Source organism: Murdochiella massiliensis, assembly GCF_900059565.1.
In the GTDB taxonomy this organism is placed as follows: Bacteria; Bacillota; Clostridia; order Tissierellales; family Peptoniphilaceae; genus Murdochiella; species Murdochiella massiliensis.
In genome coordinates, this window is the sequence record NZ_FIZW01000002.1 from 1,011,421 (window position 1) to 1,034,993 (window position 23,573).

General features: G+C 51.8%; 22 protein-coding genes. 9 read left to right on the plus strand and 13 right to left on the minus strand.

Annotation, left to right across the window (positions count from 1 at the left end; all coding sequences use genetic code 11):
• Nucleotides 1–7 precede the first annotated feature (7 nt).
• The 8 genes from BN3910_RS06110 to BN3910_RS06145 all read right to left on the minus strand — a co-directional run bounded on the left by BN3910_RS06110 (nucleotide 8) and on the right by BN3910_RS06145 (nucleotide 10,968).
• Nucleotides 8–1,192 carry a phosphoribosylaminoimidazolecarboxamide formyltransferase gene (locus BN3910_RS06110; protein ID WP_066925416.1) on the minus strand — a complete coding sequence of 395 codons (1,185 nt, stop codon included), beginning with the start codon at nucleotides 1,190–1,192 and terminating at the stop codon, nucleotides 8–10.
• Nucleotides 1,193–1,281: 89 nt separating this feature from the next.
• Complete coding sequence (purB, locus tag BN3910_RS06115) at nucleotides 1,282–2,712, minus strand: adenylosuccinate lyase (RefSeq protein ID WP_066925420.1); 1,431 nt, start codon at nucleotides 2,710–2,712, stop codon at nucleotides 1,282–1,284.
• Nucleotides 2,713–2,805: 93 nt separating this feature from the next.
• Complete coding sequence (gene purN / locus BN3910_RS07600) at nucleotides 2,806–4,251, minus strand: phosphoribosylglycinamide formyltransferase (protein WP_075968004.1); 1,446 nt, start codon at nucleotides 4,249–4,251, stop codon at nucleotides 2,806–2,808.
• Nucleotides 4,248–5,300 (minus strand): phosphoribosylformylglycinamidine cyclo-ligase, encoded by a 1,053-nt coding sequence (gene purM, locus BN3910_RS06125; protein ID WP_082790337.1) that lies wholly within the window; start codon nucleotides 5,298–5,300, stop codon nucleotides 4,248–4,250. The genes purN and purM overlap by 4 nt, the downstream gene beginning before the upstream one ends.
• On the minus strand, nucleotides 5,300–6,724 hold the full coding sequence (locus tag BN3910_RS06130) for an amidophosphoribosyltransferase (protein WP_066925423.1): 1,425 nt from the start codon (nucleotides 6,722–6,724) through the stop codon (nucleotides 5,300–5,302). Before BN3910_RS06130 ends, purM begins: the two co-directional genes overlap by 1 nt.
• Nucleotides 6,725–6,798: 74 nt before the next feature.
• Nucleotides 6,799–7,515, minus strand: a complete 717-nt coding sequence (gene purC, locus BN3910_RS06135) for a phosphoribosylaminoimidazolesuccinocarboxamide synthase (RefSeq protein ID WP_066925427.1) — start codon at nucleotides 7,513–7,515, stop codon at nucleotides 6,799–6,801.
• A gap of 128 nt (nucleotides 7,516–7,643) precedes the next feature.
• Nucleotides 7,644–8,141 carry a 5-(carboxyamino)imidazole ribonucleotide mutase gene (gene purE / locus BN3910_RS06140; RefSeq protein ID WP_066925430.1) on the minus strand — a complete coding sequence of 166 codons (498 nt, stop codon included), beginning with the start codon at nucleotides 8,139–8,141 and terminating at the stop codon, nucleotides 7,644–7,646.
• A gap of 82 nt (nucleotides 8,142–8,223) precedes the next feature.
• Complete coding sequence (locus tag BN3910_RS06145; protein WP_066925433.1) at nucleotides 8,224–10,968, minus strand: cation-translocating P-type ATPase; 2,745 nt, start codon at nucleotides 10,966–10,968, stop codon at nucleotides 8,224–8,226.
• A gap of 281 nt (nucleotides 10,969–11,249) precedes the next feature.
• Between BN3910_RS06145 and BN3910_RS06150 the strand changes: the two genes are divergently transcribed.
• From BN3910_RS06150 to BN3910_RS06180, 7 genes are all read left to right on the plus strand, one after another.
• A complete protein-coding gene (locus BN3910_RS06150; protein WP_066925436.1) occupies nucleotides 11,250–12,140 on the plus strand; it encodes an MBL fold metallo-hydrolase in 891 nt (296 codons plus the stop codon).
• Nucleotides 12,137–12,613 (plus strand): 23S rRNA (pseudouridine(1915)-N(3))-methyltransferase RlmH, encoded by a 477-nt coding sequence (rlmH, locus tag BN3910_RS06155; RefSeq protein ID WP_066925439.1) that lies wholly within the window; start codon nucleotides 12,137–12,139, stop codon nucleotides 12,611–12,613. Before BN3910_RS06150 ends, rlmH begins: the two co-directional genes overlap by 4 nt.
• Before the next feature lie 10 nt (nucleotides 12,614–12,623).
• Nucleotides 12,624–13,709 (plus strand): tRNA 2-thiocytidine biosynthesis TtcA family protein, encoded by a 1,086-nt coding sequence (locus BN3910_RS06160; RefSeq protein ID WP_316244692.1) that lies wholly within the window; start codon nucleotides 12,624–12,626, stop codon nucleotides 13,707–13,709.
• Nucleotides 13,694–14,587, plus strand: a complete 894-nt coding sequence (locus BN3910_RS06165; RefSeq protein WP_066925442.1) for an undecaprenyl-diphosphate phosphatase — start codon at nucleotides 13,694–13,696, stop codon at nucleotides 14,585–14,587. Before BN3910_RS06160 ends, BN3910_RS06165 begins: the two co-directional genes overlap by 16 nt.
• Before the next feature lie 100 nt (nucleotides 14,588–14,687).
• A complete protein-coding gene (locus BN3910_RS06170; RefSeq protein ID WP_066925445.1) occupies nucleotides 14,688–16,076 on the plus strand; it encodes a hemolysin family protein in 1,389 nt (462 codons plus the stop codon).
• A gap of 84 nt (nucleotides 16,077–16,160) precedes the next feature.
• Complete coding sequence (locus BN3910_RS06175; protein ID WP_066925447.1) at nucleotides 16,161–17,327, plus strand: hypothetical protein; 1,167 nt, start codon at nucleotides 16,161–16,163, stop codon at nucleotides 17,325–17,327.
• 22 nt (nucleotides 17,328–17,349) lie between these two features.
• The gene (locus BN3910_RS06180; protein WP_075968052.1) at nucleotides 17,350–17,583 is read left to right on the plus strand and encodes a DUF951 domain-containing protein; all 234 of its coding nucleotides are present in this window, start codon (nucleotides 17,350–17,352) and stop codon (nucleotides 17,581–17,583) included.
• Here BN3910_RS06180 and BN3910_RS06185 read toward each other — a convergent pair.
• On the minus strand, nucleotides 17,567–18,553 hold the full coding sequence (locus BN3910_RS06185; RefSeq protein ID WP_066925453.1) for a 1-phosphofructokinase family hexose kinase: 987 nt from the start codon (nucleotides 18,551–18,553) through the stop codon (nucleotides 17,567–17,569). The genes BN3910_RS06180 and BN3910_RS06185 overlap by 17 nt on opposite strands.
• A gap of 79 nt (nucleotides 18,554–18,632) precedes the next feature.
• Nucleotides 18,633–19,943, minus strand: a complete 1,311-nt coding sequence (locus tag BN3910_RS06190; protein ID WP_187367695.1) for a DNA polymerase Y family protein — start codon at nucleotides 19,941–19,943, stop codon at nucleotides 18,633–18,635.
• A 176-nt stretch (nucleotides 19,944–20,119) separates the two neighbouring features.
• Between BN3910_RS06190 and BN3910_RS06195 the strand changes: the two genes are divergently transcribed.
• Nucleotides 20,120–20,494 (plus strand): helix-turn-helix domain-containing protein, encoded by a 375-nt coding sequence (locus BN3910_RS06195; protein WP_066925459.1) that lies wholly within the window; start codon nucleotides 20,120–20,122, stop codon nucleotides 20,492–20,494.
• Nucleotides 20,495–20,547: 53 nt separating this feature from the next.
• Nucleotides 20,548–21,054 carry an ImmA/IrrE family metallo-endopeptidase gene (locus BN3910_RS06200; protein WP_075968054.1) on the plus strand — a complete coding sequence of 169 codons (507 nt, stop codon included), beginning with the start codon at nucleotides 20,548–20,550 and terminating at the stop codon, nucleotides 21,052–21,054.
• Nucleotides 21,055–21,100: 46 nt separating this feature from the next.
• Here the strand turns inward: BN3910_RS06200 and BN3910_RS06205 are convergent, their stop codons facing one another.
• The 3 genes from BN3910_RS06205 to epsC are packed head-to-tail and all read right to left on the minus strand — an operon-like array spanning nucleotide 21,101 to nucleotide 23,572.
• On the minus strand, nucleotides 21,101–22,048 hold the full coding sequence (locus BN3910_RS06205) for an NYN domain-containing protein (protein WP_066925465.1): 948 nt from the start codon (nucleotides 22,046–22,048) through the stop codon (nucleotides 21,101–21,103).
• Complete coding sequence (locus tag BN3910_RS06210; protein ID WP_082790340.1) at nucleotides 22,038–22,967, minus strand: DUF368 domain-containing protein; 930 nt, start codon at nucleotides 22,965–22,967, stop codon at nucleotides 22,038–22,040. Before BN3910_RS06210 ends, BN3910_RS06205 begins: the two co-directional genes overlap by 11 nt.
• Complete coding sequence (epsC, locus tag BN3910_RS06215) at nucleotides 22,964–23,572, minus strand: serine O-acetyltransferase EpsC (protein WP_082790341.1); 609 nt, start codon at nucleotides 23,570–23,572, stop codon at nucleotides 22,964–22,966. The genes BN3910_RS06210 and epsC overlap by 4 nt, the downstream gene beginning before the upstream one ends.
• Nucleotide 23,573: the final 1 nt, after the last annotated feature.

The window sequence follows — 23,573 nt, forward strand, 5'->3', positions numbered from 1 at the left end:
AATTGCATTAGTGATGGAATAGACGCTGATGCGTGAAGACCATGGTCATGCCGCAGGCGTCCGCTTGCTGTCGAACGGCATCATCGCGGGTAGAACCGCCCGGTTGTGCAATGTAGCGCACGCCGCTCTGTGCGGCACGCAAAATATTATCGGCAAAGGGGAAAAACGCATCGCTGGCGAGGGCGAGATGCGCCTCGCGACGAAGATAGGCGGCGCGCTCTTCTTTGGTGAAGGGCTCGGGACGCGATGTGAAATACAACGGCCAGCGATCCTCGGCGGTGACATCCTCTTCATAATCATGTAGATATTGGTCAATGACGTTATCGCGCGCAGCGCGCGTTAAATCGCTGCGAAACGGCAGCGACAGCACACGTTCGCTTTGACGAAGTCGCCAGGTATCCGCTTTATCGCCGGCCAGGCGTGTACAATGAATGCGGGATTGTTGCCCCGCGCCGACACCGATGGCCTGCCCGTCTACCGCAAAACAGACGGAATTGGACTGCGTATACTTTAGCGTGATGAGTGCAACGAGAAGATCCCGTTTTGCCGTCGGTGGCAGGTTCTTTTCTTGGGTGACGATGTCGCCCAAGGCATCGAGGGAAAAGCGGCAATCGTTGCGCTTCTGCGTAAACCGAATGCCGAACACTTCTTTGGATTCCATGGGTTGTGGGACATAGTCGGGATCAATGGAAACGACGTTATACTTGCCGTTTTTCTTTTCGTGTAACAGCGCGAGCGCTTCCTCGCTATAGCCCGGCGCAATGACGCCATCTGAAACTTCCCGGCGAAGCAAGCGCGCGGTGGTGGCATCGACAGGGCGAGAAAGGGCAGCCCAGTCGCCGAAGGAGCTGAGACGGTCGGTGCCGCGTGCCCGTGCATAGGCTGAAGCCAGCGGAGACTCGTCCAGACCGTCAACATCCTCGACAAAACAGGCGCGTTTCAGGACATCCGGAAGGGGAAGACCGAGCGCAGCGGATGTGGGGGAAACGTGCTTAAAGGAGGCAGCAGCCGCCATTCCGGTGGCTTCGTCCAATTCACGGACCAGCTGCCAGGCGTTTAACGCATCCAGAAAGTTGATATAGCCGGGGTTGCCGTTTAGGACGGTAAAAGGCAGTTCACCGCCATCGGCACGATCCAGACGTGCCGGCACCTGATTGGGGTTACAGCCGTATTTTAATGGACATTCCTGCATGATGACCTCCTGAGGTTCAGAACAAGCGAGATACACTTGAGCAAAAGCGGCATAGAACGGAACCTCCCGAACTATGCTTCGCGTTCGGCTTAAACGGATAAGGTGATTTTACGATCGCTATCGTGATACTTTGCAATCAACGGATCGGCCACGTCGGCAAGGAAGCGTTCCACCTGTTCGCGGCAACGCCCGGTGTAGGCGGAAGGCTCCAAATGAGCGCGAATCTCCTCTTCGGTGAGGGGAATCTTTGTTTCTTGCGCCAGGCGCGCAATCAGATCGTTCGGTTTTCCCTCTTTGACCGCACGTGCCGCCGCATGCGAATGCACGCGAATCAGCTCATGAAGTTCCTGGCGATTGCCGCCGCGTTTTACCGATTCCATCATAATATTTTCCGTCGCCATGAAGGGCAGCTTTTCCATTACACGACGGCGTACCACGGCTTCATAGACGGTCATATTTTCCGTGACATTCATATAGATGTTCAAAATCGCATCCGTCGCAAGAAACGCTTCAGCGACGGCAATGCGCTTGTTGGCAGAATCATCGAGCGTGCGTTCCATCCACTGGGTAGCTGCGGTAAAGGCAGGATTTAAAGCGTCCGTCATGACATAGCGAGCCAGTGCGGTCATACGCTCCGCACGCATCGGGTTGCGCTTATAGGGCATGGCGGAGGAGCCGATCTGTTCTTTCTGGAAGGGTTCTTCCATCTCTTCAAAAGACTGTAACAGGCGCAGATCGTTCGCAAATTTGGAAGCGCTCTGTGCGATGCCGGACAAGGCGGAAAGGAAGAACGAGTCGATTTTGCGGGAATAGGTTTGACCGCAGACCGGAATCAGGCGGGGAAAATCAAAGGCGGCGGCGATTTTTTCATCCAGCGCCTGTACTTTTTCGGCATCTCCGTCAAAAAGCTCCATAAAACTGGCCTGAGAGCCGGTTGTACCTTTTGCTCCGCGGAAGGCCAATTGGTCGATTTGGAATTGCAACTGTTCCATATCCATAGCGAGCTCGTTCATCCATAGCGTGGCACGTTTTCCCAGCGTCGTCAGCTGTGCCGGCTGCAGATGCGTATAGGCCAGCGCCGGAACATCCTTGTAACGATCGGCAAAACTACGCAAATTGACCAACACCTGCGCCGCTTTATGCAATAGCACCATGGACGCTTCACGCAGGATGATGAGGTCGGTGTTGTCGGTCACATAGCAGCTCGTGGCGCCCAGGTGGATGATGGGCGCGGCACTCGGCGCCTGTTGACCGAAGGCATAGACGTGACTCATGACATCATGGCGAACGATTTTTTCCCGTGCTTCGGCAACGGAAAAGTTGATGTCGTCTTCCACTTTCTCCATTTCTTTGATTTGTGCGTCCGTAATGGCCAGACCAAGTTCCCTTTCCGCACGGGCAAGCGCAATCCAGAGTTTACGCCACAGATGAAATTTATGCTGGGCGGAAAAGAGAAACTGCATTTCGTCGCTGGCATAGCGCGTCGAAAGGGGCGAGAGATAACGATCGTATGCGTCCATGAAAAATCCTTTCTGTCAAAAACAGGAGAAACGGTAAATCATCGTGAGCCAATAGGGTTGAGCGCCTTGCACAAAGCAAAATGTGCGCAATGGTCACGATTCTTCGCTGAAACGACTCTTTTGGAAGATTTGGAAGCCGTTTGCGGTTTGCACTTCCACATAAAGCGCAATGCGATTCTGTGCATCCAACGCCTTCCAAAGATTGTCCGTGAACGTCTTCGCGTCGCCATCCCAGGCGAAACGCATCGGTTCGCCCTGAAAGCTTGGAAGTGGGTTGCCATTCGTCACATAGGTGGAGAGGAAGCGACCGAATCCGGGTTCTTTTTCATATCGGAAGGCGTAGTAGCCCGCCTGTTTTCCGCTTGCATTCAAGGCCTTCCAGATCGAAAGCTGCATTCCATCGGAACCAAGCAAGCCGGAGATACGCGGAGTAAAGTGCGGAGCATCCGGTTCAAAACGACGGCTTTGTAAAGCGTCATCGAAGGACTTTCCTTGGGATAGGCCTTCAAGAATGGTGTCGGTCTGGTCCCCGTTGGTGACCACCGTCACGGGCTTTTCACGATACATGGTGTGGGAAAGTGCACGATAGATAATCAGACTCGGATCCTCAACCAGAGCCGGATCATGGGCTTGGGTGTAGAGATCGCCGTCTCGTTGGACAAAGATGCGGTTTTGGCTGTTCGCGCTTCGTCCCATAATAAAATACGCCACAAGACGTTCATCGTGCGGGCCATGCGCCAACGCAATACCGCGCCCGGGATAGGGATTGCCGACGACAAGAGGGGCCAGAGATGGCGCATCGTCTCCCACTTGGGAACCGGCTTGGGCACAAACGTGGGGATTGACTTGCGCAGCCGTTCCCATATTGGCAAAGAACGGCGCTTTTTCTGCTGCGCAAAGGGGCACGTTGATGGCTTGTTTCGGCAAATCCCTTGTTAAACGCACGGCAAGCGCATGAACGACTGCCGGAAGAAGACGCCATTCGGCCTGTTTCATGACGCGGCGCTGCAGGGTTTCCGGTGTATCGTCTTCATGCACCGAAACGGCATGCTGTGCCAGAATCGGACCGGCATCCGCCTCGGCCGTTACGAAATGCACTGTAGCACCGGTAATCTGTTGGCGATGTTGAAGCACTGCTTCATGCACATGCAGTCCGTAGTAGCCGCGTCCGCCGAACGAAGGCAAAAGTGCCGGATGAATGTTCACGATGCGATCGGGATAGGCTTGAATCATGCGCGGTGAGAGCACGCGCAAAAAGCCGGCCAGCGCGATGAGCGCAATATCGGCTTCCTTTAATGCATCCAAAACCGCTTCGTCCCAGGCGTTGCCAGGAAAATCTTTAGCGGAAAAGACGGCGGTAGGAATATTCGCGTTTTTTGCCCGCTCCAGCGCATAAGCATCCGGCTGATCGGAAAGTACGAGGGAAATCTTTGCCGGTGCCAATTTTCCGGCGGATTCGGCATCGAGAAGCGCCTGTAAATTGGTGCCGCCGCCCGACACAAAGACCGCAACGGGAACGCAGGACCCTTTGCCGGTCATAGAATCACCTTCTCCAGCGAGGATACCACTTCACCCAGGCGATAGGCTTCCTCGCCTTCTTCTTGCAGGACTTCAAGCGCTGTGGGAAGATCTTCTTTCGCTACGACGATGACGAAGCCGACGCCCATGTTAAAGGTGTTGTACATATCGTGCGTCGTAATTTTTCCGGCTTCCTGAATGAAGCGGAAGAGGAAGGGCAAACGAAGTGCCGCACGATCGATATTGGCACCGAGACCTTCCGGAAGCGCGCGCGGAATATTTTCATAGAAACCGCCGCCGGTGATGTGCGCCATACTTTTTACGTTTACCTGCTTCATGAGGGAGAGCACGGGCTTAACATAGATGCGTGTCGGTTCCAGAAGCGCTTCGCCGAGCGTTTTGTCGTCGAGCGTGGAATAGCGGGTCGTCCAGTCGGTATTTTTGTTTCCGTCCAGAATCTTGCGTACGAGAGAAAAGCCGTTGGAATGCACGCCGGAGGAAGGCAGAGCGATGAGCTGGTCCCCTTCCTTGACGTTGTTTTTGTCAATCATGTTCTTTTCATCGACAAGACCCACAGCAAAACCGGCCAGATCGTATTCGTCTTCCGGATAGAAGCCAGGCATTTCCGCGGTTTCTCCACCGATCAGGGCACATCCGGACTGGACACAGCCTTCCGCGACCCCCTTCACGATTTGTGCTATGCGTTCCGGATCATTTTTTCCGCAGGCGATATAGTCGAGGAAAAAGAGCGGTACGGCGCCACTGCACAGAATATCGTTGACACACATGGCGACGCAGTCGATGCCGATGGTGTCGTGCTTATCCAGCAAAAACGCATATTTGAGTTTTGTGCCTACGCCGTCAGTGCCGCTGACGAGAATCGGCTTTTCCATGCCGGCAATGTCCGGAGCAAAGAGCCCGCCGAATCCGCCGATGCCGGAAAGTACGCCCGGTGTCGTTGTGCGTGCAATATGTTCCTTCATTAACTCTACCGCGCGATAGCCGGCGGTAATGTCTACGCCCGCTTCTTTATAGGCAGCAGAAGAGGACTGTCGATTCATCTCATCCATTATTCTTCTCCATTCCAGCAATAGGTGCACAGTTGGCAGCGAGGAAGCCCGATGGCTTCGATGGTTCCTTCCAGCGTCTGGTATTCCAGCGAGGAAAAATGAAATTGTTCGGCAATCTTGTCGCGCATGGCTCGCCCGCGTTCGGTGTTACCGTCACGGTATTCGTCGAGATGATTAAAGCCTTCTTCCCCTTCCAGCTGCAGGATGATACGGCGAGTAAGCAGTTCCATCTCGTTGTTGGTGCGCGAAAAGTTCAAATATTTGCAGCTAAAGAGAATCGGTGGCGACGCGGAGCGCATGTGGACGCATTTTGCACCGTTGCGGTAGAGAAAATCGACCGTTTCACGAAGCTGGGTGCCGCGCACGATGGAATCGTCCACGATGAGCAACTTCTTGTCGTCGATGTAATCCGTAATGGGCAACTGTTTCATGTGGGCCACGCGATTGCGTTCCGCTTGGCGTGCAGGGGTAAACGAGCGCGACCAGGTCGGCGTGTATTTGAGCATCGGACGTCCGAAGGGTACGCCGCTTTCAAAGGCATAGCCCTGTCCATAGGCCAAACCGGAATCCGGTACACCGCCGACAAAGTCAATATCGGGAATGCCGTTATTTTTCCGATCATTCTCCGCCATAATTTCGCCGCTGCGATAGCGGGATTTTTCCACTCCCTTGCCTTCATAGGCGGAATTGGCATAGCCGTAATACGTCCAAAGGAAAGCACAGATTTTCATTTCTTCCTGTGCTTCCAGAACCGTTTTGAAGCCGGTGGGCGTAATTTCCACCGCTTCGCCCGGGCCAAGCTCTTTTACCGTTTGATAGCCCAGCTTGCGGTAGGGAAAGGGTTCGAAGGAAACGCAATGTCCCTCGGCGTTTTCGCCTACAAAGACGGGAAGGCGTCCATAAAAATCGCGAGCAGCGATAATGGCGCCGTCATCTTTTAACAGCAGCAACGAAGCCGTTCCTTCGATACGCCGCTGCACGGCGCGAATGCCGTCGATATAGGAATCTTCCTCGGCCATCATGGCGGCGATGAGTTCCACGCTGTTGACTTGCCCGTTGGTCATGGCGTCAAAGTGTGCGCCGGGTTTCGAAAGATATTCTTCAATCAGCTTCTCTTTGTTGTTGATCACGCCGATGAAGCAGAGGGCAAAGGTACCGAATTTCGATCGGATCAAAAGCGGCTGTGGATCGTAATCGCTGATGCAACCGATCGCGGACGTGGCTTTCATTTCCTCAAAAATGGATTCAAAACGGGTCCGAAACGGTGAATTTTCAATGTCATGAATTTCCCGTTGCAGTCCGATCTCCTTGTCATAGCCCGCCATGCCGGCACGGTGTGTGCCGAGATGTGAATGGTAGTCGGTGCCGTAAAACACATCGACCAGGGCGTCCCGCCGGGAGGCAACGCCAAAAAAACCGCCCATAGTTACTCCTTACTGCGTTCGTAGGTTTGTTGCGGACAAACGGCGACGCGGCCGTTTGCAGGATGTGGAAGTGCTTAGGCCTGTTCGCCGAATACGCGATGCATCATTTCTTTATAGGCATCTTCGACACCGCCCATATCGCGGCGGAAACGGTCTTTGTCCAGCTTTTCATTGGTCTCAGCATCCCAGAAGCGGCAGGTATCCGGCGAAATTTCATCCGCCAACACGATGGAACCGTCAGCGGTACGACCGAATTCCAACTTAAAGTCCACCAGCTTGACGTTGAGCTTCTTGAAATAAGCTCTCAATGTATCATTGACTTTGAACGCCATTTCCGTGATACGGTCCAGTTCCTCTTCGGTGGCCAATTTAAGAGCCAACACATGATAGCGGTTAATCAGCGGATCATGCAGGTCATCATCTTTATAGGAGAATTCCAGCGTCGGCTGATCGAACACGATGCCTTCCTCTACGCCATAGCGCTTGGCAAAGGAACCGGCGGAAATGTTACGGATAATGACTTCCAGCGGCACAATTTCGACTTTTTTGACCACCGTGTTGCGATCATCCAGTTCTTTTACGAAGTGTGTCGGCACGCCTTCCTTCTCCAACAGTTGCATGAGGAAGTTCGTCATGCGGTTGTTGATGGCGCCCTTTCCGACGATGGTTCCACGCTTTGCACCGTCTCCGGCTGTAGCATCATCCTTATAGGACACGATGACTTTGTCGCTTTCGTCCGTAGCGTAAACTTTTTTTGCTTTTCCTTCGTAGAGCTGTTCCAGTTTTTCCATGGGTATCCTCCTTATTTATGCTGTACTTTTACCTTGTACCATAACATCTTGCACCGTATGTCGGTGCCCAATCGACATGAAAACAAAATTGCCGCAGGCCTGCCCGAAGGCGGCCAAGCGGCAAACACTTATTTTTCAGCAAAGCGGGCAGAAATATTGCGGTCTTTCTCCCGGACGTTTTCGGCATCTTTTGCGCGCTTTTCTTCCAGACGTTTGTCGAGCGCCTCATCGCTAAGCGCAAGAATTTCCGCGGCAAGCAACGCGGCATTTTTCGATCCGTTGATCGCAACTGTTGCGACCGGAATGCCCGAGGGCATCATCACCGTTGAAAGCAAGGCATCCATGCCGTCCAAGGCCTGAGAAGTGCAAGGAATGCCGATAACCGGAAGCGTGGTGTTCGCTGCAAATGCACCGGCCAAGTGGGCAGCCATACCTGCGGCACAAATGAGTACGCCGAAGCCGTTTTCTTTCGCATGTACCGCAAAGTCGCGTGCTTCTTCCGGTGTGCGATGCGCGGAATAGACGTGTACCGCAAAGGGAATCTCCAGTTCCTTCAGGATATCCACCGCTTTTTCCATGATGGGCAAATCGCTGTCACTGCCCATGATCAACGCTACTTTTTTCATGATGACTCCTTTCGTCAAGCCTGCGGCGATGCCGCTTTTGTAACGAATGTTTTTTCCTCGTCGGAAAGAACAGGGCGAAGAATCACTTTTTCTCCCGCATCCCCTGATGAATTTCGGTCGCCAGGAAGGGGATGGTGGCCAATATCAGCGTCGGCACCCATTCCTTGAGGGTCATAAACGACACGTGGAAGAGCGAGGCGAGGAGGGGAATGTAGAGCACGATCAGCAACAGAAACACGCCGATCAGAATCGCCATATTCATGGATTTGTTGGAGAACCAACCGATTTCGCTCATGGTCTGTGTTTCGGACCGAGCAGCCATGGCGCGGAAAAGTTCTGCCAGGATCAACGTGGCAAAGGTCATGGTGCGTCCTTCCGCCAACTTTTCTTCCCCACTGAGCCCATGGCCAAAGTAGAAGTAACCGATGGCGAAGGCCGCCAAGGTCGCCACGCCGATCGCTATTGCTTGCACGATAATCGAGGACATCTCCTTTTTGCCGATGATGGGTTCCGCCGGATCGCGCGGTTTCTCCTCCATTACGCCTTTTTCGCCCGGCTCCATGCCCAAGGCCAGCGCCGGCAACGAATCCGTCACCAGATTCAGCCACAACAGCATGATGGGGGAAAGCGGCGTCGGGAAGCGAAAGCCACTGTTAGAGAATACCAGAATGAGGTCAATAATCATAGCGGCGGCGACGACAATAACCTCTCCAATGTTGCAAGAAAGCAGAAAGTTGACAAATTTTTTGATGTTGGCATAGATGATGCGTCCTTCTTCCACGGCGTTGACGATGGTTGCAAAGTTATCGTCGGTTAAGATGACCTCCGCCGTATTCTTTGCAACGTCCGTGCCGGTGATGCCCATGGAAACACCGATGTCGGCGCGTTTAATCGCCGGAGCATCGTTGACGCCGTCACCGGTCATCGCAGTGATTTCTCCGTTGGCTTTTAATGCATCGACGATTTGCACCTTATTTTGCGGTGAAACACGGGCGAAAATACGTTTTTCTTTGACAATTTCCCGAATTTCTTCTTCACTCTTATCATTGAGCTCCGCACCCATAATGGCTTGGGACTCGTGATCCGCAATGCCTAATTCTTTACCGATGGCATAAGCGGTTTCCAGATAGTCGCCGGTGATCATCATGGTCGTGATGCCTGCGGACCGCGTTTCCTCAATGGCCGCTTTCGCCTCGGAACGTGGCGGGTCAATCATGCCGGTGAGCCCGACGAAGACCATATCCCGTTCGACATTTTCCGGTGTCTGTCTCTCTTTTTCGGGCAATTCTTCCCAGCTGCGATAGGCATAGGCAAGGCAGCGCAGAGCCTGACGGGCATATTCCGAGTTCTTCGCCAACAGTTCTTTACGTATTTCCGGTGTGAGCGGCTGTTCTTTGCCGTCCAGAAGAATGCGGTTGCAGTAGTTGATGACAATATCCGGGGCTCCTTTTGTAAAGGAAGCAATGGCGTTTTCAAAATAATTTTCATTGAAGGTGGTCATCATCTTGCGCGAGGAATCAAACGGAATCTCATCAACGCGCGGGCTGCGGGCGGCGAGCTCTTCCGGAACAATGCCGGCCTTATGTGCCATGGTCAAAAGCGCCCCTTCGGTCGGATCGCCGATGGTGGTGTTGCCCTTCTGTTCATCCGGCACAATTTTGGCATCGTTGGCGGAGGCGGCGATGACGATGAGCGTTTCGAGCATACGATCGTCTTCGGTTGTAATTTTTTCACCATTGAAAAGCAGGTCGCCGACAGGCGAATAGCCGATGCCCGTAACCTCTAAATCGCGACCATTGGCAAAAATCTTGGTGACGGTCATTTCATTTTGCGTCAAGGTTCCGGTTTTATCGGAGCAGATAACGGTCGTGGTGCCGAGGGTCTCAACGGACAGCAATTTCTTAACGATAGCATTTCGATTCGCCATGCGCTTCATGCCGATGGATAGAACAATCGTAACCACCGCGGTCATGCCTTCAGGAATGGCTGCAACGCCAAGCGACACCGCCGTCATAGCGATGCGCAAAGGCTGTTCACCGCTGATCAGACCAAGGACAAAGACAAAGGCCGAAACGGCAAGCACCATGCGCCCCAATACGCCGGAAAGCTGATTGAGCTTTTTCTGTAAGGGAGAGGCTTCTTCTTCGTACGCCTGAATGGTATCGGCAATTTGGCCGATTTCCGTATCGTGTCCTGTCGTCGTAACAATACCGCGGCCATGTCCATAAGTGACGATGGTCGAAGAAAACGCTAAGTTCTCACGGTCGCCAATGCCGCGCTCTTCCGAAAATAGCGCTTTCGCCTGTTTTTCCGCGGCGACGGATTCTCCGGTAAAGGAAGATTCATCAATTTGTAAATTAGAGGAATCGATCAGCCGCAGATCCGCAGGGACAATGTCGCCGGTTTCCAACAGCACCAAATCGCCCGGAACGAGCTCCTCGGCTTTGACACTGACCACTTGCCCGTCACGAATAGCTTTCGCATTGGGTGAGCTCATCTTTTGCAGGGCGGCGACGGAATCTTCCGCTTTGCCTTCCTGATAGATGGACAAAATTGCATTCAAGACAACGATGGCAATAATAATGATGGCTTCAATGCCGGAATCGGTGAGGGCGGAAATAATCGCTGCGGCAATCAGAATGAGGACAAGTGGATCTTTCAACTGGTTAATCAGTTTTTCGATCAGCGGCGTTTTCTCCGCTTCTTTCAGTTTATTTGGCCCGTATTTTTCGAGGCGTTCAGGAATTTCCTGCATCGCAAGACCGTTTGTTTGACTGGTCTTAAGCTCTTGTGCCACCGCTTCGGTGGACTTTTGATACCACTCCATGGTACCTCCTTTATGTTCGGCTACTGTTCTTCTCTTCGGCACTTCTCTTCGCACACCGGCAAAACGCGGTAGCGCGCCGGAAGGCCGCATTGAGTCTCGCTTACCTGCTCACACAGGTCTCGAACCGAACATCAGGATGTCGGGTTGACGATTCGATATTCACAAGCTACTCCCTCAGTCTCTATTATAGCGGAAAGGGGAGGAAATGGGAAAAGAGAAGGGACAAAGCCGCGCCGTATGATACAATGACTCCGACATTTATAAAGCAGAAAGAAGGACGAATGAGACTATGTTCTCTGGCGTCCGGTTCAAGTGGAAACAGCGTATTGATCCAATCGGATCACGCGACGATTCTTATTGATGCCGGATACAGTGCAAAACGAATTGAAAGTTTGCTGCGTACGGTTGGTGTGCATCCGAAAAACTTGGATGCGATTTTGGTGACACATGAGCACTCGGATCATATTGCAGGCCTCGGCGTGCTTACCCGGCGCTATCAACTTCCCATCTATGCCAACGAAAAAACGTGGCGTGCCATGGAAAAGAAGGTCGGACGGCATCGCGATCGCGACCATGTGGTCTTTCGCAATAAACAGCCTTTTCAAATTAAGGATATCGGCATTTTACCGGTTCCCGTGCATCACGACTGTGCCGATCCGGTGGGGTATGCCATTCGTTGCGGCGAAGAAAAAATTGCCGTTTTGACCGATACCGGTTTCGTTGACGCTTACATGATGAATGCGATGCGCGGAGCGGACATTTACTATCTGGAAGCGAATTATGAGGATTTATTGCTTCGTCATGGGCCGTATTCGCTTTGGTCGAAAAGGCGCATTGCGTCGGAAGTGGGGCATCTTTCCAACCATCAATCGGGAGAGGTCTTATGCGAGTGGCTGGAAGGACGTGGCGAACAGGTTCTTTTGGCGCATATGTCCATCAATAACAATACAGAGGAGTGCTGCTTGCATACCGTATCGCAGATGTTGACGGAAAACGGCTTCGCCGTGGGAAGTCGGGTACACGTCTGTGTCGCCCCGAGATGCGCACCATCGGGCTTTTTCTCGGCCGGAACGGTTGGTGGCTTGCCGAACACATCACGGACGACGAAACAGGATCCCGATTTCCGCTGTACTTCGCCAATACCGGGCATTGTTGAAGGAGCACAGGGATGAACATCACCATTCTTGCCGTCGGTACCGTAAAGGAACCGTTTTATGTGCAGGCGGTGAATGAATATCAGAAACGCCTGCGCCCCTATGCGACGTTGCGCATTGTGGAAATTCCCGAACAGCCGCGCTCGGAAAAAGCGAGCGCGAAAGAAATTGAACAGGCACTGGAAAAAGAGGCGGAGCGCATTCGAAAGGCGCTGCCGAAAGAAAGCTGTATTGTTTCCCTTTGTATTGAAGGAAAACAGCAGGACAGTGTCTCCTTCGCAACGCATCTCGATCGCTGGGCAGTGGAAGGCGGGGCGGCAGTCACGTTTATTATTGGCGGAAGCGACGGCTTAGCACCGGAGATCAAAGCGCTGGGAAAACAGCTGTCTTTTTCGCGCATGACCTTTCCGCACACGCTCATGCGCGTCATTTTACTGGAACAAATTTATCGCGGTTTTCGGATTTTGCATCACGAGCCGTATCACAAATAACGGAGGAACCATGCCGGAGACGTTTAAAGAGAAGAGCTTCCTGCAACGCATGGAAGACGCAACAAAACAAAAGGAAGAGGAAGAGCGTAAGGAACAACAACGAAAAAACGAAGAACTTTCTTCCGCCATGCAGACATTCTGGGCAAAGCGTCGAGAAGAAGTGCCGGAAGAATTTACGGTAACCGTTGAACCCCGGGAAGGTGAAACGCATGAAGAGGCGGTGGCGCGTCTCTATCCGGAAACCTATCGTCTTTTTGGGGAAACGCTCAAGCCGAAAAAGGAAATTGAACACGCGATTCAAACGACCTACCGCGGACGATTGGTATCCAAATTTCATAAAGCGTTAAAGACGTACGAGATGTTGCAACCGGGCGACGTCGTCGGCGTTGCGATTTCGGGCGGCAAGGACAGCCTTTTGCTGGCAAAACTGTTTGAATCGTTGGCGCGCTATTCCGCCATTCCCTTCACCGTGAAATATTTGGCCATGGATCCGGGCTATGCTCCCATAAATCGCGAGCGGCTGCTGTTTAATCTCTCTTGGCTCGGCATTCCGGCGACCGTATATCGATCGGATATTTTCCAGGTGGCGGACGAAATCACGGATGCACCGTGTTATCTCTGTGCGAGGATGCGCCGTGGCTTTCTTTACGATCGTGCCAAACAACTGGGCTGTAATAAATTGGCGCTTGGGCATCACTTTAATGATGTCATTGAAACAACTTTGCTTAATGTCCTCTGGTCGGCCAATTATAAGAATATGATGCCAAAGATTGTGGCACGGAATTTTGATAACATGGAACTCATTCGCCCCTTGTACTTTGTGGAAGAGAAAAGTATTATAGCCTGGCGTGACTGGTCGGGATTAAAGCCCCTTGATTGCGCTTGTGTCGTGACACAGCAAAAAGTCGATTCCCAGCGGCGCAACATCAAAGCGCTGATCGAAGCGTTGAAAACGGTGAATCCCAATGTGGAAAAATCCATTCTGCGCAGCGGCGAAAATGTCGCTCTGGACGCCATTTTGGGCTATACGTTGGACGGAAAGAAACATTCCTTTTTAGAACACTATAATCGGGAGGATGCATGGACGTCATTATAAATATTATCAAGGTAACACTGTTATCCATCATTGAAGGCGTTACGGAATTTTTGCCCATCAGTTCCACCGGTCATCTGATTTTGGCCAATCAGTGGATCGGCTTGGAACCCCAGGGGTTTGCGAATGCATTTAACATCATCATTCAGCTTGGCGCCATCCTTTCGGTTATTGTCATTTATTGGAAACGACTGAATCCTTGGTATAGTGAAGATCCCCATTTTGCGCAGAAGCCCAAGCGTTACGCACAGTGGAACAAACAGACGCGCATTTATTACAATGTGACCCATGTAAATCCGCGTACCATGGCACTTTGGCTTCGTGTCATCGTTGCCGTTATCCCTTCTGCTGTAGTGGGCATCCTTTTTGATGACCTGATTGATGAACATCTCATGACCATGCCGGTGGTGACGTTCACGTTGCTGTTTTATGGTATTGTGATGATTGTTGTTGAGCGTTGGAATGCAAAGCGCAAGACGCCACAGTATGCCGATCCGCTTGAGTTCAGCTTGCAAACGGCATTTACGATCGGTCTCTTTCAGTGTCTGGCTTTGGTTCCGGGAACCTCCCGTTCCGCCGCGACAATTATCGGCGCGATGGTTCTTGGAAGTTCACGCGTTGCCGCGGCGGAATTCAGCTTTTTTATGGCGATTCCGTCGATGGTAGGCGCAACCCTTTTAAAGGTTCTTAAAAATCTGGGAAACTTCACCATAGGGCAGTGGTTACTGATTGTCCTGGGGTTTGTGCTCTCGTTCGTGGTTGCCTATGTTGTGATTCAGAAATTTATGGCTTACGTGCAAAAGAAGGATTTCAAGGTATTTGGCTATTATCGCATCGGTTTGTCCGCTCTGCTGTTGCTTTATATGCTTTTTGGAATGTGATAAAATATTCGCGTCAATGGCCACGCGAAATAGCGAGCATGGCGTATCCGTTGGTTGAGAAACCAAGCTATCGTGTGGCATCGTGCAATAGGAGGAAAGAATGGACCAAGGTGTCTCAGACCCTGGAGCCGGGAGTTCGGCCTTACTTTTTCAGTTGTTATTGATGGTCATTTTGATCATCGTTAATGCGTTTTTTGCCGCGTCGGAAATGGCGCTGGTTTCGGTAGATACCAATCGATTGAAAGAACGTCGTGAAGAAGGGGATGAGCGGGCGCGTCGTATTTTGCACCTGCTGGAAGACCCGTCAGACTTTCTGTCGATGATTCAAATTTGTATTACCTTAGCCGGGTTTTTCAACTCCGCCAGTGCAGCGACAGGTCTTGCAACGTTTGTCGCAGACGCTTTCGCTTCCTTCGGTGTTCCGAGTGCGCTGGGTGTAGCGACGATCACCATCACGATTTTGCTTTCGCTCTTAACCATTATTTTCGGCGAATTGGTTCCCAAGCGTTTAGCTTTGCAAAATGCGGAAAATTTTGCGGACAGCGCGATTGGTATTTTATGGTGGGCGTCCAAATTGCTCAATCCCTTTGTACATTTTCTTTCCTGGTGTACCAACAGTGTTTTGCACCTGATGGGCGTGGAGATGGATGCCATAGAGGAAAAAGTCACCCTTTCGGATATCAAATCTCTTGTACAGGTCGGTCAAAGTCAGGGCATGATCAATCGCGATGAAGGGGAAATGATCAATTCCATCATTTCCTTCGACGACAAGTCGGCAGAAGACATCATGACCCCGAGAACCGAAGTGTTCGCGATTGATGTAAACGATCCGTACACCGAATATATTGATGAGTTGCTTTCGGTGCGCTATTCGCGCATTCCGGTTTACGACGACGAAATCGACAACGTAATCGGTATCCTTTATATTAAAGATTATTTACAGGAGGCCTACCGTACCGGCTTTGAACAGGTTTCTTTGCGAAAAATCATCCGTCCCGCCAATTTCGTGCCGGAACGTAAGAACGTCAACGAACTGTTTAATGAGATGCGCGATGAGAACTTCCACCTTGCCATTCTTATTGATGAGTATGGCGGATTTTCCGGCATTGTCACCATGGAAGACGTGTTGGAAGAAATTGTCGGGGATATTGACGACGAATTTGACCAGGACGAACCGGAAATTGAAAAAATTAGCCGCAATACGTATTATGCCAAGGGCACACTTTCCATTAAAGAACTGAATTTCAACACGGAATCCGATTTTGATGAAGAGACGGAAGACTATGATACGCTGGGCGGATTGTTGTTCTTCTTGATGGGACGCATTCCGGAAGACCAGGAGCGCCCCTTTATCGAATATGAAGGAATGCGCTTCAAAATTGAGAAAATCGAAAACAAGCGTATTCAATGGGTGCGCATCGAATACGATCCCGAGGCATGGAAGAAAGAGATGGAAGAACGCATAAAACGTAAACAGAATAATGCCTGAGCAGAGCGAAACATGAAGGGAAATCATGTTGTGCGGAGCGAAGCAATTCGCTTTTGTTTCCGGTAGGCCGACGGAGGAGAGTTCATGGTCACTATGCCGAAGAAAAAAGAGGACATTGGAGGACAACCGCGTCAAAAGGAGAAGCAACGCCTGTTTATGGCAGGCGCGGCCGGGCTTGTCATCCTTCTTGTCCTTCTTTTTTTGTTGCCGAAAGGCAATACGACACGAACGAAAGAGGTGGCGCTTCATTATGCCGATTCCTGGCGTGATATCGGCGCCATTGACGGTTGCTTCTTTTTTCGCGACGGCAAAAACCTGATTGCCTTTGATGCCGGCGGAAAGCGTTGGGAAGTGCCGATTGCGGCGGACACAAAGCCCATTTACGGCGATAAAATCTATCTTTTGCAGACCGATCGCCACATCCAAGTGCTGAACCCGAAAAACGGGCGTGAAGAACGGATGATACAGGAAAATGGCTTGCTCGGGCTTATCGCGATGGAACAAAAAGCCTTTTCTCCTGCTGCCGTCATCGGGATCAAGGCGGATCGCTTTGTTGTCTTTGACGAGGAAGGAAACATCAAGGCAGTACAAAAAACCGCCGGCGCGCCTGGACTGTTGGCACAGACGGATACGCACACGGCATGGACAGAAGAGGGAACGGGGAAAGGCATTACCGTCACGGGTCAGGTGGAAAAAGAACCGGGATTCTCTTCGCTGCGCGCGACAGAAAAGAAAATGGAACGCAGCGTTTTAGTGATGCGTGCGACAACACCGGAAAAACCGAAAGAGAAAAGTGACGAAAAGACGGGCGATGCCTTGCTCAAGGACCACTTTCAGCTTAATGCCGACATGCCGTTTACCCGTCTGCTCTGGACGGGAGAAAACAGTCTTGTCGTCACACAAGCAGAGCGGTTGTATTTTGTGGTCGACAATGCGGTAACGGCAACCGTTCCATCGACCGAAGGCTGGGATATGGCGGTCAACAAAGACGGCGTATGGGTGACGGACGGCAGAGCGCTCACCTGCTATGCGGTAGACGGTAAAGTCAAAAAAACGGTTCCGCTGGATTTTCCACCGCTGCGCGTAATTTCCGGAAAGAATGGAATTGTGGTGGTCGGTAAAAATCGTCGCATGACCTTGAAAGAAGAAAACAAAGAGACGGTCGATACACAGGAACTGATTCGCGTTTTGCCGCAAACGGACGGCTCAACGATGTTGGTCTATCGGGAAGCCTTCTTCGTTTTGCCCTGACCAAGATAAAGGAGGGATGTTTGTGCGTCGTTATCAATCGGGGGATGTCCTTCAGATGAAAAAACCGCACGCCTGCGGAAAAAACGAGTGGATCATTTTGCGCACCGGGCCGGAAATTCACCTGCAGTGCAACGGCTGCGGCCAGAAACAATGGATGCGTCGAAGCGAATTCGAAAAACGCGTACGACGTATTCGAGAACAGGACGGCCGTTTTGTTTCGGCCCATACGGATTCTTCGATTACGCCAGACGAGTGACCTGCACGGCGGTAATCGCGTGACGAATCATGGCAAGCGAAGGCAGCGTTTCGACCCCATAGGTGGCATTTGCACACCCCTGTGCGGAAGGAAACGCTTTTTTTGCGTCGTTTGTGCGCATATAGTTGCCGATGAAGCCAGCAATGAGCGCCATATTGGTATAGGTCGCCGAAACGATGGGCCCTTCCGGCCCTTCGGCTTGATACACCTCGCCATCGCCCGTAACAAAAAGTGATCCCATGCGTTCGCGATTAATGAGCACATTCTGTGCACCTTCGGAAAGAAGCTGTTTAGCGTAGTCCACCGCTTCCTTGGCGCTGATTTCCTCGACGGAAAAGAGCGCACGAAGATCATTCATGGTCGGCGCAATTAAGAGTGGCTTTTTTACCAGCGCCTGTTTTAACGGTTCGGGGGAGATAATGGGCAAAAAGGTGGCGCCATTCACCGTAGCGATCTCGAACATTCGCTCATAAATATCCGTAGACATTCCCGGGGGAAGCGATCCGGCGACAACCAGATAGTCACCTTCGCGAATGCGGGAAAGATAGTAGAGCAGATCGTTGATTTCCTCCGATCGGATTTCCCCACCGCGTCCCAGAATGCGTGTTTCGACATCATCCACAAAAAGAGATAAATTCAGTCGTGTGTTGCTTTGCGTGCGAATAAAATCGTGTAAAATGCCTTCCCGATCCAACTCTTCTTCGATATAGGAGCCGGTGTGTCCACCAACAAAGCCGGTGGCGGTCGTGGGAATGCTTAGCCTATGTAGCATACGGGAGACCATTATGGCTCGACCACCTGCGGACATCCGGTCATCGGTGGAATAATTAATTTCACCGATGTGCATATTCTCTATGCGACGGATAAAGTCTACGGAAGGGTTTAAAGTTACGGTATAAATCACAGCGGACTCCTCTCGCTCGGTTTTCTTCTGCGAAACGCGTTTGCTTCGACCGTATGGCATAGCCATATCGCCTCGTCCGGCAACGACGATTTCTCTCTTTTTGTATTTCCTTTGTTATCTTACCGCATTTTTCCTCGATGTGGTGTTATCCGGCCTTTGTTTCATGCGCTGAATAAAAATATCCCAATCTGTTTTTATCTCTTGTGTCGTGTAAAGCGTGACAGAGGGAAAGATAAAGAGGCATAGGTGCCCGCGGGGTATCCAGATCCGCCAGCGCAAACGATGAAAGCGTAGCCGGTCCGGCCGCATGCCTTCCATAGCGTGCACGCAATTCTTCCACCGTATCTGCCACACGTTCCCATTTATCGTGTTGCTGAATATCTGAAAACAGCAACGTCTGCACGGATTCCTTGGTCGGACGGAGGGCGGTGGCGCAAAGCGTAAGGGAACGAAGCGGAATCCGCGGATCAAAAAGAGACTTGGCCAAAGGCATGGCACAGCGTGCAAGGGTCTGTGCGCTCTGTGTCGGATACGGGAGGGAACCGGCGGCGCGGGTAACGATAAGTCGGCGATCGCGCGCCCATACGCCAAGCCCCTCGGCGCTGAGACCGGCGTCCACCAAGCGAGACTGCACGTGATCTGCCAGATCAAGCAGAGCGACGGAAATATCCGCCTCGGTGTAGAGATCGCGGGTGAAGGTGGTGCCACAGCTTATACTTTTAGCGATCGGCCGCACACCGTAGGGAAGAACGGGGGCGGTGTCCCTTCCTCGCGCAGCTTCTTGCAGTTTGATGCCGTTTCGGTGAAAACGGTGGGCGATAAGTTGCGTATCGGCGTTAGCCAATTCGCCGATCGTCGTGATGCCGAAGGAGAGCAGGGCTTTGGTTGTCTGTCGGCCGGCAAAGAACAGGTTGCTCACGGGAAGGGGCCATACGCACGCACGAAAATTGGAAGCATCCAGGCGCGTTTGGGCGTCGGGTTTGCGCAGATCGCTGCCTAACTTGGCGAATATTTTATTATCGCTTACACCGATGGATACCGTCACGCCGAGCTCTCGGCGAATGCGCTCACGGATGGTTGCGGCAATGCTCCAACCGTCACCGAAGAGCCGTGAAGAGCCGGATACGTCCATCCAACATTCATCCAATCCGTAGGGCTCGACGCGATCGGTATACTCCAGATAGATGCTTCGGGCAAGACGGGAATACAGCTGGTAGCGTTCAAAGTTCGCTTCGACCGTAATGAGCTCGGGACATTTTTGTTTAGCCTTCCAGATGACTTCACCGGTTTGTACACCCTTTGCTTTGGCTTCGGGAGATTTGGCCAAAATAATTCCATGGCGTTTTTCGGCAGCTCCGGTGACGGCCACCGCTTTTCCACGCAAGGATGGATCAAAAGCCTGTTCGACGGAGGCATAGAAGCTGTTCATGTCCACATGAAGAATTTGACGGCGCATCGTTTTTCCTCTTTTCCGATGATGAAAACCGGCAATCGCAAGGAGATTCTTGACAGTGCAGGGGAAACGCATACAATAAAGGAAGATCATCTTCCTAATGCAGAACCAGTATAGGAAAATAATCTTCGCTTGTCAAGAAAAAGAAGAAGATAAGATTCCTATGGAAAGGAGAACGCATGACATTCGGAGAAAAAGTGAAAGCTCTGCGCGAACAACAGGGCTGGACGCAAAAAGAACTGGCAGAACGTCTGCATGTTTCGACGCGTACCGTAGTCAGCTACGAACGGGGGCAGAGTTATCCCAAACAGCGAAAGGTATATGCAACGTTGGCAACCTTGTTTTCGGTAGATGTGAATTATCTTTATACCGAACATGAAGAGGAATCCGCCTTTGCCAAGGCATCTTCCGCCATGGAACAGGAAGAGGAAGTGTCTCGTCTTCTTCGTCAAGCGCGCGCCATGTTTTCTGGCGGATCGCTTTCTGAAGAGGATAAGGATGCCGTTATGCGTGCATTGCAGGAAGCATATTGGGATGCGCGAAAAGAGAACTGAAAAAACGAACGACCGCTCGAGGAGCGATCGTTTTTGGTAGAAAGCGAATGAAAATGTCGATTGAAGAATGCGTAAAGCGCCTGAAAATCGAATACCAGAGCAATGATCCGGAAGAGATTGCGCGCGCGATGGGCATTCGCCTTTACGAACGCAGCGATTTTCATCAGCTTGGCGGAATGGCGGCGCGTATTGCCGGGAAGCCTTGCATCTTTTTGAATGCTTCGCTCGAGGAGCCTCGCCGTCGTCTTATTCTGGCGCATGAGTTGGGGCATACGCTTCTTCACGAAGGAGAAGAGGACGGCGTGCGAGACTTGGTACCGTTTACGCTGCTCAATATGAGCGAGCGGGAAGAGTACGAAGCGAATGTTTTTGCGGCGCACCTGTTACTGGACGAAGAAGAGGTGCAGGCCCTGTCCAATGAAGGCTACGACATTGTGACGATGGCCAAAATGCTTTCCACAGACATCAATCTTCTTTTGGTAAAACTCCATGAAATGCAGAAAAAAGGCTGCCGAATGCAGTTGCCGGAGAGACCGCCGGCAAACTTTTTGGGTGGATGAAGCGAGTTTAACGGCGCAGTCGAATGTGCCGTCGATCACATGCAACTTATTCCTTGCGCAGGCGCACGAAGAGCTGTTTATTACCGAATTCGGATACCGGTCGGTGAGCGACTTCAAATTCATGGAAGGACTCAATGAAGGTTACCAATTTTTGGTGGCCGTAATTTCGCACGTCAAAATCGGGGAAGCGCTTGGAGAGCTGGTTGCCCAAATTCGCTAACGAGATCCAATCCTCTTCATCCGAGTTTTCACGTACAATGCTGCGCAACGCCTTACGTACAGAGAGAAGGGTCGTCTGCGGACGAGGGACTTCGCGCTTTCCGTTTCGCTTGGCGGTTGTCGTCTGGGCATGATCTTTTTTCCATTCCTTGCGGCTGAGAACGGTGGCACCTTTGGCTGATGCTGAGGCGGATCCGTTTTCCGCCGATGCCGTTTTCTCTTCTGTTTTGGCCGGTGTCGTCATGCGTTCCTGCGCGGAAACAGCGCTACGGTTCGACTTCCCTTTGGTCGTTTTCGTCTCCTCGTGGTTTTCTTCTTCCTCCTCCGCATTGGCGAGCGAAGCAAAAAGAATATCCAAATACTTAAACGTATTGCACGCCGAAATAAAGGCGTTCGGCGTTTTGCTTTCCCCCATGCCGATGACCGTCATGCCGGATTCACGAAGACGGGAGGCAAGGCGCGTAAAGTCGCTGTCGGAGGAGACCAGGACGTAACCGTCTACAGAAAGCGTATAGAGAATATCCATGGCGTCAATAATCATGGCCGAATCGGAAGAGTTCTTGCCTTCCGTATAGCTGTATTGCTGAATTGGTGTGATGGAATTGTCCAAAAGCACTTCTTTCCAGCGGTTGTTGCGAGTGCTGGTCCAGTCGCCGTAAATGCGACGATAGGTGGAAACGCCGTAATTAGAGACTTCATCAAAAATGACCTGGATATATTTCGGCGAGATGTTCTCCGCGTCAATCAATACCGCAAATCGTGTTTCATCGTTCATAATTCACCTTTTCTTCCAGTTTACTGAATTGATAGCTGATCCCTACACCGACGATGAGCATACCGAGGCCAAAAAGAATGGCAATGGGAAGGCTAAGCTCTGCCGCGGCAAGTCCTGCCGGGGTTAGTGCGGGAAAAATGATTGCCGGGAAAATACCCAGCGTGGAGCCGATCACCATACCTAAGATGATATGAAACATCGGGGCATAGTGATGACGAAATTGCCAGGCGACCACTTTTGAAAAGAGGAAAATGCAAAGAACGGCACCGACGGCAAACGGAATGAGCATGCCGAAATCGAAGGCCGCTATGGAGGCCGCCATCTTGTCATACAGGCCGAAGTAGATCAAAAAGTTGGAGGGGCTCATGCCCGGGATGATAAAGCCGAAGGCAACCAGGACGCCGGAAAGAAGCCATACCAACGGATTTGGTGTAACCTGCGGGAGACGGGAGCCGAACGACATGAGCAGAAAAATTGCTGCCGCACAGACAGCCAGTAGTATGCGATCCGACGAAGAGCGCCCTTCTTTTCCCGCCTGTCGATACAAGCTCGGAAATGTCCCGATGACAAAGCCTAAAAACAGGCATACAAATTGCGCGGAATATCGGCCAAATGCTTTTTCAACGAAAATCGAAAAAAGAAAAACGCCGAGAAGGCCGCCAAGACCGATGGGAAGGAAATAGCGCACATTGCGCATAAATTCGCGACGAATATTCGCCAGAAACGCGATCATCGGCTGATAGATGCCGAAAATGACCGAAAGCACACCACCGGAAAGCCCGGGCAAAATCGCGCCGATACCGACGAGGACGCCTTTTATTAAGCGAAGAAAAATCGCCTGCGGATGCGCGCCTTCGTCAGGATAGGCCACGTCTAACGGTTTTTTCTCCGTCGAAAGAGGAGATTGATCGGTTTTCATTGTTGCTCCTTTGGCGTTGTTTCCTCTTTTGCCGCCCGGTCATGATGCGGCGCCGTGCAGCGATCCGCCGCAGGCGCATCCGCTTGCGGCTTGGCAGGCAGAATATGCGCCGGTACACCCACCGCCGTTGCTCCGGCCGGAACATCCTGCATCACGACAGCGCCGGCACCGATTTTTGCACCGTCTCCGATATGAATCGGTCCAAGAAGCGTGGCATTTGCCCCAATGAGCACGTGATTGCCAATGATGGGATGGCGCTGTCCGTCGTAGGATTCCACACCACCCAGGGTGACGCCGTGATACATGTGCACATAATCGCCAATTTTTGCGGTTTCGCCGATGACGACGCCCATGCCGTGGTCAATGAAAAAGCAGCGACCGATTTCTGCGCCGGGATGAATTTCAATGCCGGTACGGTTGCGCGCATTTTGGGAAATGCGTCGCGCTTCATAAAACTCGCCGCGCAAATAAAATTCGTGGGCAATATCGTAGCTGCTGAGCGCATCGGTGATGGGATACAAATTCGTGGCTTCTTCGATGGAACGGCATGCCGGATCCAAGGCCATGATGTATTCCGCTTCCTCTTTCCAATCTCTATTTTTCATG

What these genes read in the sequence shown, in the direction of transcription:
- BN3910_RS06110 (WP_066925416.1), bottom strand. Translation starts at nt 1,192, where the DNA reads ATGCAGGAATGTCCATTAAAATACGGCTGTAACCCCAATCAGGTGCCG.
- purB (WP_066925420.1), bottom strand. Translation starts at nt 2,712, where the DNA reads ATGGACGCATACGATCGTTATCTCTCGCCCCTTTCGACGCGCTATGCC.
- purN (WP_075968004.1), bottom strand. Translation starts at nt 4,251, where the DNA reads ATGACCGGCAAAGGGTCCTGCGTTCCCGTTGCGGTCTTTGTGTCGGGC.
- purM (WP_082790337.1), bottom strand. Translation starts at nt 5,300, where the DNA reads ATGGATGAGATGAATCGACAGTCCTCTTCTGCTGCCTATAAAGAAGCG.
- BN3910_RS06130 (WP_066925423.1), bottom strand. Translation starts at nt 6,724, where the DNA reads ATGGGCGGTTTTTTTGGCGTTGCCTCCCGGCGGGACGCCCTGGTCGAT.
- purC (WP_066925427.1), bottom strand. Translation starts at nt 7,515, where the DNA reads ATGGAAAAACTGGAACAGCTCTACGAAGGAAAAGCAAAAAAAGTTTAC.
- purE (WP_066925430.1), bottom strand. Translation starts at nt 8,141, where the DNA reads ATGAAAAAAGTAGCGTTGATCATGGGCAGTGACAGCGATTTGCCCATC.
- BN3910_RS06145 (WP_066925433.1), bottom strand. Translation starts at nt 10,968, where the DNA reads ATGGAGTGGTATCAAAAGTCCACCGAAGCGGTGGCACAAGAGCTTAAG.
- BN3910_RS06150 (WP_066925436.1), top strand. Translation starts at nt 11,250, where the DNA reads ATGAGACTATGTTCTCTGGCGTCCGGTTCAAGTGGAAACAGCGTATTG.
- rlmH (WP_066925439.1), top strand. Translation starts at nt 12,137, where the DNA reads ATGAACATCACCATTCTTGCCGTCGGTACCGTAAAGGAACCGTTTTAT.
- BN3910_RS06160 (WP_316244692.1), top strand. Translation starts at nt 12,624, where the DNA reads ATGCCGGAGACGTTTAAAGAGAAGAGCTTCCTGCAACGCATGGAAGAC.
- BN3910_RS06165 (WP_066925442.1), top strand. Translation starts at nt 13,694, where the DNA reads ATGGACGTCATTATAAATATTATCAAGGTAACACTGTTATCCATCATT.
- BN3910_RS06170 (WP_066925445.1), top strand. Translation starts at nt 14,688, where the DNA reads ATGGACCAAGGTGTCTCAGACCCTGGAGCCGGGAGTTCGGCCTTACTT.
- BN3910_RS06175 (WP_066925447.1), top strand. Translation starts at nt 16,161, where the DNA reads ATGGTCACTATGCCGAAGAAAAAAGAGGACATTGGAGGACAACCGCGT.
- BN3910_RS06185 (WP_066925453.1), bottom strand. Translation starts at nt 18,553, where the DNA reads ATGGCTATGCCATACGGTCGAAGCAAACGCGTTTCGCAGAAGAAAACC.
- BN3910_RS06190 (WP_187367695.1), bottom strand. Translation starts at nt 19,943, where the DNA reads ATGCGCCGTCAAATTCTTCATGTGGACATGAACAGCTTCTATGCCTCC.
- BN3910_RS06195 (WP_066925459.1), top strand. Translation starts at nt 20,120, where the DNA reads ATGACATTCGGAGAAAAAGTGAAAGCTCTGCGCGAACAACAGGGCTGG.
- BN3910_RS06200 (WP_075968054.1), top strand. Translation starts at nt 20,548, where the DNA reads ATGTCGATTGAAGAATGCGTAAAGCGCCTGAAAATCGAATACCAGAGC.
- BN3910_RS06205 (WP_066925465.1), bottom strand. Translation starts at nt 22,048, where the DNA reads ATGAACGATGAAACACGATTTGCGGTATTGATTGACGCGGAGAACATC.
- BN3910_RS06210 (WP_082790340.1), bottom strand. Translation starts at nt 22,967, where the DNA reads ATGAAAACCGATCAATCTCCTCTTTCGACGGAGAAAAAACCGTTAGAC.
- epsC (WP_082790341.1), bottom strand. Translation starts at nt 23,572, where the DNA reads ATGAAAAATAGAGATTGGAAAGAGGAAGCGGAATACATCATGGCCTTG.